The organism is Xylocopilactobacillus apicola (assembly GCF_033095985.1).
GTDB classification, from domain to species: Bacteria; Bacillota; Bacilli; order Lactobacillales; family Lactobacillaceae; genus Xylocopilactobacillus; species Xylocopilactobacillus apicola.
Window position 1 is genome coordinate 714,142 of sequence record NZ_AP026802.1, and the last position, 16,271, is coordinate 730,412.

General features: G+C 35.7%; 18 protein-coding genes. 14 read left to right on the forward strand and 4 right to left on the reverse strand.

Translation table 11 applies throughout. The features are described 5' to 3' along the window. Nucleotides 1-311: 311 nt before the first annotated feature. Complete coding sequence (locus R8495_RS03595; protein WP_317636199.1) at nucleotides 312-1,343, forward strand: branched-chain amino acid aminotransferase; 1,032 nt, start codon at nucleotides 312-314, stop codon at nucleotides 1,341-1,343. Between the two features lie 165 nt (nucleotides 1,344-1,508). Here R8495_RS03595 and R8495_RS03600 read toward each other — a convergent pair whose 3' ends face one another. The 3 genes from R8495_RS03600 to rpsD all read right to left on the reverse strand — a co-directional run bounded on the left by R8495_RS03600 (nucleotide 1,509) and on the right by rpsD (nucleotide 3,071). Further along, entirely contained in the window at nucleotides 1,509-1,937 is a 429-nt protein-coding gene (locus tag R8495_RS03600; RefSeq protein WP_317636200.1) for a universal stress protein, read from the reverse strand. Beyond that, nucleotides 1,938-2,192, reverse strand: coding sequence for a hypothetical protein (locus R8495_RS03605; RefSeq protein ID WP_317636201.1), 255 nt, complete (start codon nucleotides 2,190-2,192; stop codon nucleotides 1,938-1,940). Nucleotides 2,193-2,456: 264 nt separating this feature from the next. Further along, nucleotides 2,457-3,071 carry a 30S ribosomal protein S4 gene (rpsD, locus tag R8495_RS03610; protein ID WP_317636202.1) on the reverse strand — a complete coding sequence of 205 codons (615 nt, stop codon included), beginning with the start codon at nucleotides 3,069-3,071 and terminating at the stop codon, nucleotides 2,457-2,459. A 262-nt stretch (nucleotides 3,072-3,333) separates the two neighbouring features. On the opposite strand from rpsD, the gene R8495_RS03615 reads away from it, so the two are divergent. From R8495_RS03615 to thiT, 9 genes are all read left to right on the forward strand, one after another. Further along, on the forward strand, nucleotides 3,334-5,070 hold the full coding sequence (locus R8495_RS03615) for a septation ring formation regulator EzrA (RefSeq protein WP_317636203.1): 1,737 nt from the start codon (nucleotides 3,334-3,336) through the stop codon (nucleotides 5,068-5,070). After that, nucleotides 5,070-6,215, forward strand: coding sequence for a cysteine desulfurase family protein (locus R8495_RS03620; RefSeq protein ID WP_317636579.1), 1,146 nt, complete (start codon nucleotides 5,070-5,072; stop codon nucleotides 6,213-6,215). Before R8495_RS03615 ends, R8495_RS03620 begins: the two co-directional genes overlap by 1 nt. Beyond that, complete coding sequence (gene thiI, locus R8495_RS03625; RefSeq protein WP_317636204.1) at nucleotides 6,215-7,435, forward strand: tRNA uracil 4-sulfurtransferase ThiI; 1,221 nt, start codon at nucleotides 6,215-6,217, stop codon at nucleotides 7,433-7,435. The genes R8495_RS03620 and thiI overlap by 1 nt, the downstream gene beginning before the upstream one ends. An 11-nt stretch (nucleotides 7,436-7,446) precedes the next feature. Further along, a complete protein-coding gene (locus R8495_RS03630; protein ID WP_317636205.1) occupies nucleotides 7,447-10,092 on the forward strand; it encodes a valine--tRNA ligase in 2,646 nt (881 codons plus the stop codon). A 62-nt stretch (nucleotides 10,093-10,154) separates the two neighbouring features. Beyond that, complete coding sequence (locus tag R8495_RS03635) at nucleotides 10,155-10,793, forward strand: JAB domain-containing protein (protein WP_317636206.1); 639 nt, start codon at nucleotides 10,155-10,157, stop codon at nucleotides 10,791-10,793. 11 nt (nucleotides 10,794-10,804) lie between these two features. Then, a complete protein-coding gene (locus R8495_RS03640) occupies nucleotides 10,805-11,782 on the forward strand; it encodes a rod shape-determining protein (RefSeq protein ID WP_317636207.1) in 978 nt (325 codons plus the stop codon). A 6-nt stretch (nucleotides 11,783-11,788) separates the two neighbouring features. After that, complete coding sequence (gene mreC / locus R8495_RS03645; protein ID WP_317636208.1) at nucleotides 11,789-12,646, forward strand: rod shape-determining protein MreC; 858 nt, start codon at nucleotides 11,789-11,791, stop codon at nucleotides 12,644-12,646. Further along, nucleotides 12,647-13,192 (forward strand): hypothetical protein, encoded by a 546-nt coding sequence (locus R8495_RS03650; protein ID WP_317636209.1) that lies wholly within the window; start codon nucleotides 12,647-12,649, stop codon nucleotides 13,190-13,192. It abuts the gene before it with no gap. Then, entirely contained in the window at nucleotides 13,182-13,778 is a 597-nt protein-coding gene (gene thiT / locus R8495_RS03655) for an energy-coupled thiamine transporter ThiT (RefSeq protein WP_317636210.1), read from the forward strand. Before R8495_RS03650 ends, thiT begins: the two co-directional genes overlap by 11 nt. On the opposite strand, the gene R8495_RS03660 is transcribed toward thiT, so the two are convergent. After that, a complete protein-coding gene (locus R8495_RS03660) occupies nucleotides 13,779-13,895 on the reverse strand; it encodes a DUF4044 domain-containing protein (RefSeq protein WP_317636211.1) in 117 nt (38 codons plus the stop codon). Nucleotides 13,896-13,949: 54 nt separating this feature from the next. Between R8495_RS03660 and R8495_RS11140 the strand changes: the two genes are divergently transcribed. The 4 genes from R8495_RS11140 to ftsL all read left to right on the forward strand — a co-directional run bounded on the left by R8495_RS11140 (nucleotide 13,950) and on the right by ftsL (nucleotide 16,268). After that, nucleotides 13,950-14,309 (forward strand): DUF3397 family protein, encoded by a 360-nt coding sequence (locus R8495_RS11140; RefSeq protein WP_425613254.1) that lies wholly within the window; start codon nucleotides 13,950-13,952, stop codon nucleotides 14,307-14,309. Nucleotides 14,310-14,460: 151 nt separating this feature from the next. After that, a complete protein-coding gene (gene mraZ, locus R8495_RS03665; protein WP_317636212.1) occupies nucleotides 14,461-14,895 on the forward strand; it encodes a division/cell wall cluster transcriptional repressor MraZ in 435 nt (144 codons plus the stop codon). Then, a complete protein-coding gene (rsmH, locus tag R8495_RS03670; protein WP_317636213.1) occupies nucleotides 14,888-15,835 on the forward strand; it encodes a 16S rRNA (cytosine(1402)-N(4))-methyltransferase RsmH in 948 nt (315 codons plus the stop codon). Before mraZ ends, rsmH begins: the two co-directional genes overlap by 8 nt. A gap of 4 nt (nucleotides 15,836-15,839) precedes the next feature. Next, complete coding sequence (gene ftsL / locus R8495_RS03675; RefSeq protein ID WP_317636214.1) at nucleotides 15,840-16,268, forward strand: cell division protein FtsL; 429 nt, start codon at nucleotides 15,840-15,842, stop codon at nucleotides 16,266-16,268. The last annotated feature ends 3 nt before the right edge of the window (nucleotides 16,269-16,271 follow it).

Sequence of the window (16,271 nt, forward strand, 5' to 3'; positions counted from 1 at the left end):
ACACTCGTAACTAAAAGGGACGTTGAGCGGTTTTTTTGTCAAAATGGTTTTAAGATCGAAAGTTGTTTTCTGTCAAATACAGATCATTTTCAAGATGATAGATATAAACGGAGAAAAACTAATTGACCAACTCAATATTGAACAAAAATTGAAAGATTTATTGAGGAGTCAGGGGGGAATATTGAAAGAAATTGACTCCGAAAGCGTTTTATCTCTTCTGGTTTTTTCTTTAATTGCGAAAAAAGATTCACTATTTTGAATATTCATGTTAGTATTATAAACATTAAAAATATTGAATAGGGGGAGTTATTATGGCAAAAGCAAAACCGAGTGATTTTGATTGGCCGAATTTAGATTTTTCGTATCACGATTTACCGTATCGTTATCGCGTTACGTATGAAAATGGTGAATGGGGCGAAGGAGGTTTGACTGAAGACTCTAATTTAGTAATGTCAGAAGCAACACCATCACTTCATTATGGGCAACAAATTTTTGAAGGAATGAAGGCCTATCGACGTAAAGATGGGGGAATCAACCTTTTTCGTCCAGATGAAAATGCTAAAAGAATGAATCGATCGGCCGAACGACTATTGATGCCATCTTTTCCGGTTGAACGTTTTATTTCGGCAGTTAAAGAAGTCGTTTTAGCAAATAAGGATTTTGTTCCGCCGTATGGTAGTGGAGCAACGCTTTATATTCGTCCGCTCATGTTTGCGACTGATTCAGTTGTTGGAGTCCAACCGGGCCAAAAGTACATTTTTAATATTTATGTCACGCCAGTGGGACCTTATTTTAAAGGCGGATTGGTTCCAACGGCTTTTGTGACTTCCTTGTATGATCGAGCAGCTCATGGAGGAACTGGTCAGTCGAAGGTTGGGGGAAACTATGCTGCTAGCTTATATCCAGGTCAAAAAGCACACAGTGACGGTTACTCTGATGTGGTTTATCTTGATCCAACTGAGCATGAGTATATCGAAGAGCTTGGATCGGCCAATTTCTTTGGGATTACTAAAATGGGACAATTGTTAACACCGAAGTCGCCATCAATTTTACCTTCCATTACGAAATTTTCAGTTTTGACTTTAGCTGAAGAGATGGGGTTAAATCCAGCACAAGTTCAGATTTCGATTAATGATATTGACGAATTCTCGGAAGCCGGTGCTTTGGGAACGGCGGCAGCAATTTCTCCAGTTGGCTCAATTACTCATAATGGAGAAAAACATGTCTTCTACTCGGAAACTGAACCTGGACCAATTACTTTAAAACTTTATAATCGGTTAACGGGAATTCAATTTGGAGATGTAGAAGGACCAGAAGGTTGGGTTTATGACCTAGGCAAATAAAAAGAGGCTGTGACATAACTGCGTTTCAAAAATAAAATAACGCTGATGATATCGAAATCGTTCTTGATCTCGTTTTTCATCAGCGTTTTTCTTTAGACTCAGACTATAATTGCATGTCTGATCGATTTTTGCGACTTATGTCACAGCCTCTTTTTTGCTTGTAGCTTATCTTTTTACAACTAAGCAATTACACTGGGCATTATTTAGAATATATTCGGTAACCGATCCGATGAATATTTTTTCAACCTTACTCATCCCAGTTGCTCCCAAGACAATCAAATCATGTTGGTCCGCAAAGTTATCTTTGGAAATAATAGTTTTGGGGTTACCCAATTCTATAAATTGGTGGACCGATTTAACACCTTTTTCTTGGGCATTATTTACAAGTTTGCTCAGTTCATTATTGACTCCGTCACGAATTTGATGCACATAGTCAGTATCAAGGCTCGAAATATCTTTTAATATGTGATTATCGATGACCGAAATGATGTCCAAATTTGCTCCTGTATCATAGGCCAATTGACGAGCTTTATCATAAGCAAGGAAAGATAAATCAGAGCCATCAAAAGCAACTAAGATATTTTTGTAAGTCATTTATTTACCCTTCATTGATTTAATGAGAACTCGATTAATGATAAATGTAATGGTAACTCCGAGAATTAAAGAAAAAAACTCAAACCAAGTATTCTTCGTTATAATTGCTCCAATAGTAATGATTACTACTACTCCAATATACAGATCGTAACATAAAATCTGCTTATTTGTGAGTTTTAAAAAGTTTTTTTTGACGGTAATAAAAGCGCCACATAGAGCAATTAAGATGGCATAGATGCCAAATAAAATTTGCATGGATATTCCTCTTAGAAAAAAATAAACTGGAAAAATCCAGTTTATTAAATCTCTTCGTGTCGTTCACTAAATATTATTGGTTGAACCCGTGATACTACTAGGTGGGAACGATTCTCAATTGCTCCATTACCTTTGTGCCAGGCCTATGCCAACAGTTGGATTTTGTTCCCAATATCAATGTTTGACGGTCAACACAATTTTCACTTAGTTCGAGCACAAGAGAACAACTAAAATATAGCACAAAGCACTATTTTCAACAATAGATTAAAGTCGTTTGTTGTAATATTCGACGATTAACTGTTCATCAATATCAGGATCTAACTCATCACGAACAGGGATTCTTACATAAGTGCCTTCCAATTTGTTTTCTTCAAAAGAAACGTAATTAGGACGACTTATAGTGCTATCGAGAGCAGTCTTAACAATATCTAAGTTTTTTGACTTTTCCCTAAGACTAATTACTTGGCCTGGTTCAACAATATATGAAGGAATATCTACTCTTTTTCCATCAACTGTGACATGACCATGATTAACTAACTGACGAGCTTGACGACGGGTTAAAGCAAATCCCAATTTGAAAACTAAATTGTCAAGACGCGATTCTAACAAATTAAGCAGGTTTTCCCCGTGGGTATATTCGCTGTTAACCTTACCAGCCTTAACGAAAAGGTTTCTAAATTGACGCTCATTTAATCCATAGAGTAAACGAGCCTTTTGTTTTTCTTTTAATTGCGTTGAGTATTCAGACGGTTTTGAACGGTTGTTACGTCCATGTTGACCAGGAGCATAAGGTCGACGTTGTAATTCCTTACCCGTTCCTAAAAGTGAATAACCTAATCTTCTGGATTGTTTCCAGATGGGTTTAATATTTCTAGACATTTTTGTCCTCCAAGTTTTCTTTGGAGTAAAATAACTGTCATCTTCGACCTCGTACAATTTAGCCTAATTTTCGCTTTAGCAGCAAAGTTACTCATTCCTTAAACAGTGTAAATTGTTGACGTACGATCAGATGACTGCTGCTATTCTACACAAGTTTTAATTCTACTTGATTAATCTTTTATAGTCAATTTTTGATTTATATTTTTTCTAATTGCTGTAATTTGGTATAATTTATCATAATTAGTGAGGCTTTGGAGAAATTATGTGGTGGATTATTGTTTTTATCATCTTTATTATTATATTACTTGTCTGGTTGGCGATCATTTTTTATCAACGTCGAATTAGCTTAAAAATTGATCTTCTCGACCAAGAAAAAAATAAATTGATCGACCCCAATCTTGAGGAGGAGTTTACCAAACTTGCGCAAGCCAATCCGACTGGTGAGAGTTTGGTTACTTTAAATCGGTGGCAGCTTGCTTATGATCGGTTGAAAAATCGAGATTTGGTAGATTTGGAAACATTCTTCTTTGAGGCTGAGGATGCAAATAATAAATTTCAATTTTTGCAAGGGCGTCAAAAGATTGCGAGCTTAGAGAGAAAACTTAAAGATTCCAAACAAGAGATGGCTCAAATCAAAGAAGAAATTGGGAAGATTAATGAAGTTCAAGATTCGGCTAAAGAATTAATTGATATGATTAATGGCGAGCTGACCGAAATCAAAAGAAAAATTCTTGCTAAGGGTTACGCTTATGGACCTGCACAAGATATTTTAGAAAATCGTTTGGCAAGGATTGACGAAAGTTATGATGCAGCCCAACAAATCTATTTAGGCGGAGATTATGCGAAATCTCGGGCTCTTTTTGAGACTACCCATCACGAATTGAGCGATCTTAATCGTGATATGGAGGAAATTCAGGCTGATTTTTCTCAATTAAATAAAACTTTTCCTGATCAGCTTAAAGAAATCAAAGAGACTTATGAGAAAATGAAAAATTTGGGTTATCAATTTATTGATGATGATTTTGATAATCAGGTTTTAACTTTGCAAAATTTAGTTGATCAAACGATTCAATTGTTAACGCAAGCAGCAATTTCTGACGTGAAGACTAATTGTGAACAAATCATAGAAACGATTGATGAATTATATAAGATTTTGGAGCGTGAATATAAAGCTCGGCATAGCGTTCAGAAAAATAAAGACGAAATTTATCAATTTATTATCCATGCTGATCGGCAAAATCGTGGCTTAAGTGAAACAGTATTTCAAACTGGAAATCATTTTGTCCTTCATGAAGGCGAGGCCAAACAAGTGAGCGATTTTGGACTCCAAATTGAAGCCATTCGGTTAAATTACAATCGTGATTTACAGAAAGTGACTGACCATGAAGCAGTTTTTAGTGTCATTATGCGAGATCTTGAGTTGTGGCGCAAGCAATTAACTGAAATTGAGGAAAGTCAGGTCAAAATTGCTGATGGTTTGGCGCAAAAATATGATAAAGTAGAACAATTAAAGCAGGATCTTTTAACCGATGATTCGGCATTTAAAATGATCGTTCGCTACGTTGAAAAAGAAAACTTGCCTGGCGTTCCTGAAGATTACCGAGAATTTTATTTGGTAGTTAACAATGAATTGAAAAAAGCTAAGAAAGCTCTTCAAGTAAATAAAATTGACGTCGAAGAAGTTAGCAAGATTTTGCAGCTTTTGGCTGAAGATTTGATAACTTTGACAAGCAAGACAAATGAAATGATTAAAAACGCTCGCTTAACTGATATTTTGATTCAAAAGTCGGCCCAATACCAATCAGAAAAGCCGGAAGTTACAAATTCAATTGAACAGGCTCAAAAAGTTTATGCTCAGAAATTTGATTTTGAAGGCTCGGTTAATATTTTGGCTAAGCAATTAGAGCTAATTAAACCGGGATCATTTCAAGAAATAGCTAATAATTATAACGATCAAGATCAATTGAAAGTTCAATTAAATGAAAGAAAAGATAGTTGATGATTTATTTTGACAATAGTGCGACTACGCCAATAGCACCTGGCGTTTTAGATACTTATCTTAAAGTTGCACAAAATTTTCCGGGCAATCCTTCAAGTTTGCATCAGTTGGGCCGAAAAGCGGCTGAAGTTCTAGAATTATCACGTAAGCAGCTTAAAGATCTGCTGAAATTAACAACAAAAGAAATTTTATTTACTAGTGGTGGCAGCGAGGGTGATAATGATGTAATTAAGGGAGTTGCTTTAGCCCGTAAGATCAGTGGCCGCCATTTAATCGTTAGTGCAGTCGAACACGATGCGGTTTTGCAGTCAGCACATCAATTAGAAAAACTTGGCTTTGAAGTAACATATTTAGCACCCAATCATGATGGAATAATCGAGCCCTCAGTTCTTAAAGAAGCAATTCGCCCAGATACGATACTTGTTTCAATCATGGCAGTTAACAATGAAATTGGGGTAATTGAGCCACTTAATGAATTAGCACAAGTAATGAAAGAGCATCCCCAAATTGTCTTTCATGTCGATGCAGTTCAAGCAGTTGGCAAAAATTTAGAGGAATTATATTTAAATCCACGGATTGATTTTGCTACTTTTTCTGCCCATAAGTTTCATGGCCCGCGCGGGGTTGGATTCATAATTTATAATCCCCATCGTCATTTAATGCCAATTATTAGTGGCGGAGGTCAGGAAAAAAATCTCCGCAGTGGAACTGAAAATGTCGCAGCGATTGCTGCAATGGTAAAAGCTTTTCGACTAGAAGTTGCGGATGCTAAGGTGACTCAGACTAAATATCATGAAATGAAAAAGAGACTTCTTAGTTTCTTAAACCAGAACACCGGTTTTTATGTTGTTTCAAAAGATTCGCCAATTTACACACCATCGATTATTTCTTTTGCAGTTAAGGGTGTTAAAGGTGAAACTATTGTTCATTATCTTGAAAGTCAAGATATTTATCTTTCGACAACGAGTGCGTGCTCTTCACAAAATCATCGTCCTTCGCACGTTTTAAAATCAATGAATCTGCCAGAAGAAGTGATGACAGGAGCTTTACGGGTCAGTTTGGGTTCTCAAAATACAATTGATGAAATGAATATTTTTATCAATAATTTAAATAAAATGAAAGACGACATCAAGGTAATTAATTAATGAAATATAATGAATTAATGATTCGCTATGGCGAATTGTCTACTAAAGGTAAAAATCGCGGTCAATTTATTGAACATTTACGCCGAGATGTTAAAACAAAACTAGCTAATTTTCAGGTAAAAGTTGTTACAACCCGTGATCACTTACACGTGATTTTAAATGATGAAGATCCTGAACCAATCATTAAAGTATTACAGACTATTTTTGGAATTCAGAATATTTGTGAAGTTGTAAGAGTAGAGTTATCAGTTGATGAGATAAAAGCTGCTGCGCTTTTTATTGTTAATAATACTGGTCAAAATGCGTTAACCTTCAAAGTTCGCACCAAGAGGAGTAATCGTGACTTTTTGCATGGAACTTTTGAAATGAACAATTTGATTGGGGATTTAATTTTAGAGAAACATCCAGGTTTAACTGTTGATGTACATGATCCTGATCTGGAGTTGACCATTGAAATCAGAAGTGACGCTGCTTATCTTTATAGTAAAGTAATTCCTGGAGCGCACGGGATGCCAGCGGGGACAGCAGGGTTGGTTCAAGTAATGCTTTCTGGCGGGATTGATTCGCCTGTTGCAGCTTATCTAGCTTTAAAACGTGGAATGAGGGTTGAAATGATTCACTTTTATTCGCCACCGTATACTTCGCCGCAGGCTCTCGCTAAAAGTAAAGAATTAACTAAGAAGTTAATCCCTTTTACTGGATCTAGGAGCGTTCAATTTATTGCAGTTCCTTTTGCAAAAATTCAAGAAAATATTAAGCAAAAGGTGCCAGAAGGCTATTTGATGACGATTCAAAGGCGCATGATGTTGAGAATAGCGGATCGGATTCGCGAGCTCAGGCACGGTTTAGCAATTGTAACTGGTGAATCGGTGGGTCAAGTTGCATCACAAACTTTAGAAAGTATGATGGCAATTAATGACGTTACAAATACGCCAGTGATCAGACCGCTAGTTTCATTTGACAAAAATGAAATTATTAAAATCGCAAAAGATATCGACACTTTTGAACTTTCAATTATGCCTTTTGAGGATTGTTGTACAATTTTTGCTCCGCCTCAACCGAAAACCAAGCCACGTTTAGTTCAGGCTCAGGAGTATGAAAAATTAATCGAAGTCGATGAATTAATTAACGATGCGTTAGAACATTTAGAAATCACTAATATTGAATCTGATCATAATTACTTAAACGGAGAAGAAGAGCAGATTTTGAATTTGCTTTAGAGGGAGATTAGATGGATAAAGAAAATAGAGAAATTGCAAAAAAATATGACGGAACTGAGGTTGAAAAGGGCCGTTATCAATGGTGGCTTGATCATGATGAGTTTAAACCGAATGAGACACTGAAGAAAAAATACTCCATCGTAATTCCTCCACCAAATGTTACTGGTAAGCTGCATTTAGGCCATGCCTGGGATACGACTTTACAGGATATTTTAATTCGCTTAAAGAAAATGCAGGGATTTGATACTTTGTGGCTTCCGGGGATGGATCATGCTGGGATTGCAACCCAAGCAAAAGTTGAAGCTAAGCTTAGAGAACAAGGAGTCTCGCGCTATGACTTAGGACGCGATAAATTTGTAGATGAAGTTTGGCGCTGGAAAGATGATTTTGCTGCAGTAATTAAAGAACAGTGGGCAAAGCTCGGGTTATCGCTTGATTATTCACGGGAGCGGTTCACTCTTGACGATGGTTTGTCGGAGGCAGTCAAAAAAGTTTTTGTCGATCTTTATGATAAAGGATTGATTTATCGAAAAAAATATATCATTAACTGGGATCCAAAAGCTCAGACCGCACTTTCTGATATTGAAGTAGTTTATGAAGAAGAAAAAAGTTTTCTTTATTATTTTAAGTATCCTTTGGAAGATGGCTCTGGTTTCCTTGAAATTGCGACTACTCGTCCTGAAACAATTCCAGGCGATACTGCAGTTGCAGTTAATCCCGCAGATGAACGCTATCAAGATTTGATTGGTAAGAATTTGATCTTGCCATTGTTCGATCGCAAATTACCGATTGTTGGCGATGATTACGTTGATCAAAGTTATGGAACTGGCGTAGTTAAAATTACACCGGCTCATGATCCTAATGATTTTCAGATTGGCTTAAGGCATCATCTAGAAATGCTTAACATCATGAATAAAGATGCTACTTTGAATGAAGAAGCTGGTAAATATCAAGGAATGGATCGTTATAAAGCACGTAAAGCAATTATTGATGATTTAACGAATGCGGGATTTTTTGTCAAAAAGGAGGAGTTAATTCATAACGTTGGACATTCAGAGCGGACTCATGTTCAGGTTGAACCAAGACTGTCGACCCAATGGTTTGTCCGGATGAAAGAATTAGCTCAGTTCTCAATTGATAATCAATCAACCAAAAACAAGGTTAATTTCTTTCCGCCCAAGTATGAACAAACATTCCTACGGTGGATGGAAAACGTTCACGATTGGGTAATTTCTCGCCAATTGTGGTGGGGTCATCGGATTCCTGCATGGTATCGCAAAACTGACGGTAAAATTTATGTGGGAGTTAATCCGCCAGCTGACCTTGAAAACTGGGAGCAAGATCCAGATGTTCTAGATACTTGGTTTTCTTCCGCGTTATGGCCTTTTTCTACGCTAGGTTGGCCTGATACGGAAAATCCTGATTTTAAAAAATATTTTCCAGTCGATACCTTGGTTACTGGATACGACATCATTTTCTTCTGGGTAGCTCGGATGATTTTTCAAAGTCTTGAATTTACAGGTCAGCGCCCATTTAATAATGTTGTGTTGCACGGGTTAATTCGGGATGCCGAAGGACGTAAAATGAGTAAATCATTAGGTAACGGGATCGATCCAATGGAAGTAATTGATCAATACGGAACTGACTCCTTGCGCTGGTTTTTTGTAACCGGATCGACTCCTGGTCAAGATATTCGTTTCCAAACTGAAAAAATGGATGCAGCCTGGAATTTTATTAACAAAATTTGGAATGCGAGCCGCTTTGTTCTGATGAATCTTAGCGGGAAAGAAAATATTTACGAATTGGCAGAAGATTTGCCTGCAGACTTAACTGATCGCTTTATTTTAGCCCGTTTAAATCAGGTGACGGAGAAAGTTACCAGATTATTTGAAAAATTTGAATATGGTGAAGTTGGCCGCGCTCTATATGATTTTATTTGGGATGACTTTTGTGATTGGTATATTGAGATGGCAAAAGATACTCTGTATGGTTCCAATGAAGAGCTAAAAGCAGCCAAGCAAGAACATCTCGCATATGTATTGTTCCATATTTTATTACTTATCCATCCAATCTTACCGTTTGTCACAGAAAGTCTTTATCAAGAACTCAATAAAAATAAAATTTCAATTATGGAAGAAGATTATCCGGTCGTCTGTGAACAGTTCGAGGATGATGAAGCGATTCTTGCACTTAATTCATTGATTGAAGTTATCAAGGCAGTTAGAAATATTCGTGCTTCCCACCAAGTTGCTTTAAGTAAACCGATTGATCTGTATATTAGAGTTAACAACTCAAAGCTAGAATCATTGTTGAGGGAAAACGAAAATTATCTCAAACGCTTTACTAATCCCGATAAATTAATTATTAAGCAGGATTTGGAATTAGATTTCTTAACAGCCAATGGTATTATCACTGGAGGGACAGTTTTAATTCCACTTTCAGGGTTAGTAAATAAAGAAGCCGAATTAGCTCGGTTGAATAAATTAATTGCTAATTTCAATCGGGATTTAGAAAAAATTCAGAAAAAACTTGGTAATGAAGGATTTTTAGCTAAAGCGCCAGAAAGTGAGATTAACAAACAGAAACAAATCCGCCAAGAAATTGAAGAAAAACTGGCTGCGGCAAAACAACAGTTAAATTCAATCAAAAACATTTAGTAAAAATCATTTTTTTGCGTAATTTATATATTAGAAGAATATATAAGGGAGTTACGTAATTGATGGATTCGTTAAAATTAGAAAAGCACATTGAAAAATATGGCTTTGCAGCCATTGACGATGAAGATTTGCTTAAAATCATTTTAGGTACACCAAGTTTGATTGATGATGAATTAGGCATCTGTTTATCTTTAAGAGATTTAGCTTTTCTAGACTTTGAACAGTTGAGTAGAAAAACCTCTTTAAATGATCAGGAAATTTTAAAATTATTGGCTTCGGTTGAACTAGGGAATCGAGTTTTTGAAGACTGTCAGTTAAGATTTGGTCAGCTTACTACGAGTAAAGATGCTGGCGAAATATCACTAAGTTTCTTTCAAAATATTTATCAAGAATGTTTAGTTGGTTTTTTTCTGGACGTTAACAAAAAATTGATTAAAAGTGAGATAATTTTCAAAGGGACCCTGGATGCTAGTATCGCTTGTCCGCGTGATGTTTTAGTTTGTGCTTTAAAGTATCATGCGCATAGTTTTATTTTGGCTCATAATCATCCAAGTGGTGAATGTATTGCTTCTAAGGCAGATTTGCGTTTTACCAAAAAGATGGCTCAGGCTGCTCAGATTATGGGAGTCGAATTTACCGATCATTTAGTTGTAGGCTCTAAAAGGTATTTGTCTTTGCGTGAAGAAAACTTATTTAATTAAGGATATGATAAATGTTTAAACGTCGATATAGAAATATTTCTTTGAATTTAGGATCGGTCAATACTACTGTTAAGTATGACAAAACTGACAATCTTTTGAAAGAACCGACAGTGGTAGCCTATGATCTAAGACAAAAAGAGTTTATATCTTATGGTTTAGAAGCAGAGAAATTAGTAGGACGCTCACCAGCGAGTCGGATTAATATTCGGCCTTTCAAAAGAAATTTTTTAAAAAATTATGATGCATTACTTTATTTCATCAAAAATCTCTTAATGAAATTTGGACCTTTAGATCAAATAAGATTAATGATTTCAATTCCTAATTTTCCTAACCGTCGATTAAAAGAGCTTTTAAAAGAGGATCTTTTAGCTTTAGGGGTCAATCAAGTTTACGTAGATGAAGAATTGCATGCAGTTGCAGTTTATCTGGAAAAATATGAAATGCTCAAAGTCAGTCAATATTTATTGGTTGATCTAGGTGCCAGGCAAACTAGTTTAGCAAGTTTTGTGGGTGATAGGCTGCGAGTGAGACTAATTGGTAGTGGAAGTGATCGATTTAATTATTTAATCAAAGAAGAATTCATTAATAATTACGGAGCAATTTTAAGTAATAATACTGCCGAGTATTTGAAAAGAAATTTTGGAACAACTGGCAAAAAAGTTACTACGATTAAAGTTAAAGCGATCGAAGTTAAGACCGGCCTGCCAATCTATTTAAATATTTCTAGTCAGTTAATTGATCAAATTTATTGCCAATTGATTAGAAATTTGAGTCAAGAAATTAAAGAATTTATCAAAAAGCTTCCGCTTGTGATTCAAAATCATATAATGAAGTATGGAATAATCTTGAATGGTGGTGGATCGCTTTTAAATGACTTGCCATTATTCTTGATGAAAGAAACTAACTTGCCAGTTTTAACACCAATTAACCCTGTTGATAGTGCAGTAATTGGTGGTTGGGAAGAATTAATAACTAGTAAAAAGAAATAAGAGCAAATGCCAAAACTTTTTTCAAATAAAAGATTAATTGTAATTTTAATATCGTTTATTTTAGCCACTGCATCGATTGCATTTTCGATTCGGATTCTTAACTATGCGCAGACACCGCCATATCTTTTGAGGATCACTGATGATGTTATTAGCGTAAGCGGATATGTGGTGAATGAACCGAGTAGTTTAATTAAAAACGGGTTTAAATTTCAGCATGAGTTAATTTCTACTTATGACGAGAATAAGCGTTTAAAAAAGCAAATTGATGAGCTGCAGCAAAATCAAGCAAAGTTAGCGGTTTTAAAGCGGGAAAATAAAGAGTTAAAAAAAGAGCTCCAGTTAAATGCTACTTTATCAGATTATTCGCAAATAACAGCGGCGGTAATCTCTCGTTCTCCTTCTAATTGGCAAGATTTGTTAATTATTAATCGGGGTAGTGTCAATGGAGTGAAGAAAAATATGCCCGTGATGTCTGGTTCAGGTGTGATAGGTCGGGTGATGGAAGTAAATGATTTTACTTCTAAGGTTGAATTGATTTCTTCAAACAGTAAATTGGCAAATCACTTTGCGGCTCAGATTACCAACGATAGCGGCGAAATAATTAATGGTGTCATCACCGGTTTTTCCCAAAGTGAAGATGCGTTAGTTTTTGGCGATGTCTCTTCAAATGCTCAAGTCAAGGTGGGAGATTCAGTTCTTACTTCCGGTTTAGGAGGAGTTGTTCCTAAAGGGTTACTGATTGGTAAAGTTAGTAAAGTTGAGAAAAAAGATTATGGACTTTCAACGATGATTTATGTTAAATCAGCAACCAATATTGATGATTTTTCAGTGGTAACGGTGATTGATCGGACGGTTGGAGATTAAATGTCGAGAAAATTAATTTTTAAAATTAGCGCGCTAGCTTTTATTTTTTTGTATATTTTAGTTTTGCTTGATGGAGCAGTTAGTTTTATATCTCGCTCCTTTCCTTGGGTTATGGCTGAACGCATCTCATGGGTAGGAGCTTTGGCAGGGCTCACTATCTTAACTTTTGAAATTAATTTTAACTTTTTTTGGGTAGCACTTATTATTGGATTAGTTGAGGATCTCTTTTATTCTGGGATTGTTGGCTTTTATGCAATTTCTTACGTGTTTGCTGCCATTTTTTTACGATGGTTGGTAAATCATCTGCCTAATAATTTTATCTACATTATTTCGTCGTTTTTTTTGTCGATGACGTTATTTTGTACGATCTATTATTTGCTCAATAGTTATTTGAGATTAACTGATGTGATGTTACTGCAATATATTTCGCTCTATTTACCAGTAACGCTGTTTACTAATCTGATATATTTTGTTATTTTATACTTGCCAATGATTAAAATCGTTGAGTATTATCAGAAAAAGCTGGAATTAAAAAATGAAAGATAGTAACAAAGAAAGTGTTTTGTCGATTAAGTTCATCGTGGAAGATGCACTTTTTGCCGCTTTAGCAATGGTTTTAAATATGTTAAAGCCTAATTTGGGGGCAGGCTCAGCAATTAATATCTCCCTAGGATTTGTCCCAATTGTGTTTTTGGCATTAAAAAGGGGGATTGCTAGCGGTTTGCTTTCAGGTTTTATTTTCGGGATTTTGGACTTATTCTTAAGAGGAATTGGAAGTAACAATATAGTTGCGCCATCACAAGCATTTTTGGAGTATATCTTAGCATTTACAGCTATTGGCCTTGCGGGACTTGTTCACTTGCCGCTACAGTTATCGGTCAACAAAAAAAAGCACGCATTTTCCGTACTTTTTATCTTTCTCGGGATTTTTATTGGTGGTTTAGCAAAATATTTTTGTCACATGGCAGCCTCAGCCGTCTTCTTCGCTAAATACCTTACGCTTCCTAAACACGGAGGTATTTGGGTTGCAGCATTTCTTTATACGTTACCGAGTTTTTTGGCAACATTTGCCGTTGCGGCCGTGTGCCTAATTCTCGTCTACGCAATTCGTCCGAGTCTATTTGAAAAATAATTACCATTGAGTAATTGTTGCGACGACCGAGAGGACAATGCCAGAAATTGTGGCAATGATCATTAACCAAACTGCGATTGTCGTTATTCTTTGAAATTTACTTGTTTTTTTCTTCATAATTTTTTTCCTTGGAATTTATTTTATCAAAAATATTAGTTTAAGTGGTAGGTAATGTCAAAAATTCAATTACTGAGTTTGATCCTTTTAATCCTTTTTGTTGTTTTAATCGGTACGATCAATATCTTTTTAATCAATATTGCACCGAGGTACAAAGTTAAATTAAGTCATTGGGTCTGGGCCCCGCTGACCGTCGCTTTGTTTATGGAAACAAAAGATAAATACGTAAATTCTATTTTACCAGTATTTTTTCTTTTGTTTTTTATTTTTGCGATAATTTTTGCGATTTCTTATAGCCTAACCTTTCATTCATTTAATTATCGACGGTTTATCAAACAAATTCGTCGAATTTTAAATTTTTTACTTCTTTGGTGGTATTTAATTTTTTTTGTTATCGGCCTAATAGTTAAGTAATTTATTTTAATTGGTATTTGCTGAGACCTTGTCGGGTGTGGAGTAAGTGTCTTTCAGAACAGGCGTTCTCTTGTTAAAATTATGTTACATCGATTCTGCTCGTGGTGAGAAGTGGAGGGTTGTGGTAGAATTTTTTTGAGGGTAATTAGCTATGTTTATGGGTGAATTTCGCCATTCATTAGATCAAAAAGGCCGGATTATTATTCCGGCCAATTTTCGAAATGAACTTGGTAAAATATTTATTGTTACTAGAGGAATGGATGGATGTCTATTTATCTATCCACAGAAATCTTGGGATCTTTTGGTTGATAAATTGGCAACTTTGTCTTTAACTAAAAAAGATGCCCGGTCCTTTAGTCGCTTTTTTTACTCGGGAGCTAGCGAATGCGAAATTGATAAACAAGGTCGAGTTAATTTACCACAAAACCTAATTACTTTCGCAAATTTGGATAAAGATTGTGTGATTTTAGGTGTTAACTCTCGAGTAGAGATCTGGGATGCCAAAACTTACGAAAAGGTTGATGAAGAAATGACAATTCAAATTAGTGATATTTCAGAAAAATTGATGGATATTGATTTTGACTGAGTTTATTCATCGCAGTGTCCTACTAAATGAAGCAGTTGAGGCATTAAACATTGATTCCAATTCTAATTATGTTGATGCAACATTTGGTCGAGGCGGCTATACAAGAGAAATGCTACGCCACATTACTCATGGCCAGGTGATTGGAATTGATCGAGATCGAGAAGCAATTGATTATGGCAAAAAACATTTTGCTAAAGAAATTACTGATGGTCGCCTTAAAATCTTTCAAGCAAATTATGGGCAGTTAGCCGAAATAATCCAAGTTCCAATTAAAGGAATTGTATTTGATTTAGGCGTTTCTTCACCCCAATTTGACGATCCTAAAAGGGGATTTAGCTACCGCTTTGAGGGACCATTGGATATGAGAATGGATCAAGACCAAGAATTAACCGCTTTTGAGGTGGTTAATTCTTATAGTGCCCAACAGCTAAAAAGAATTTTTCAGCAGTTTGGTAATGCACCACTTCCTTATCAAGTAGCACAAGCAATTGTAACAAGTCGCCAGAAAAAATTAATTCGAAATACAATAGATTTGGTGACAATTATTGAAAATACCTTGCCAGAGGCTGTTAAACGGAAAAAAGGTCATCCGGCTAAACGTTATTTTCAAGCACTTCGAATTGAAGTTAATAATGAATATGGTTCATTAAAACAAGGATTAGAACAAGCGTTAGAAGTTTTAGAAATTGGAGGAATTGTCTCTGTTGTAACTTTTCAACCATTGGAAGATAAGTTAGTATCTCAAACTTTTAGAAGTCTGGCGCGAATGAAACCTTATCCAAAGGGAATTCCGATCATTCCCGAAGAAGTTAAGCCCGAGCTTGAAATTATTCATAAACGGGCAATTAAACCATCGACAGAAGAATTAGAACAAAATCGACGCGCACATAGTGCTCGCCTAAGAATAGCTAGGAAAGTTAGAAAGATCAGTTTTAGGTGAAATAATGAGACAAAATAGTATTGATTCAGATATTATTTATCGCGGTGCTAATGGTGCTAACGGTAATTCGATACCAGTAAATGCATTGCCTGATCATTCGATTGGGACAAAAACAGCCGAAGCAAAGCGCTCGGCTGCTAAAGATGTTAGTGTTGGTTCAGTTAAAGTTAGTTTCTTTGAGCGCTTTTTAATCTTTCTTTGCTGTGGATCGGTTATTGTAGGGTTATTTATTATTTGCCTGGGAAGAAATAAGACTTCTGCCATTAGTTATCAGATCGATAACGTTAATAATCAAATTCAAACAGTTAAGCAAGAAAATCAGGATTTAAATTCTGAGGTTCAAGTTTTAACAAATAGCTCAAGGTTAGAGAAATTAGCGCAAGAATATGGTTTTCAGTTAGATGAAAATCGGGTTCAAAATGTGATGAAGTAGTTT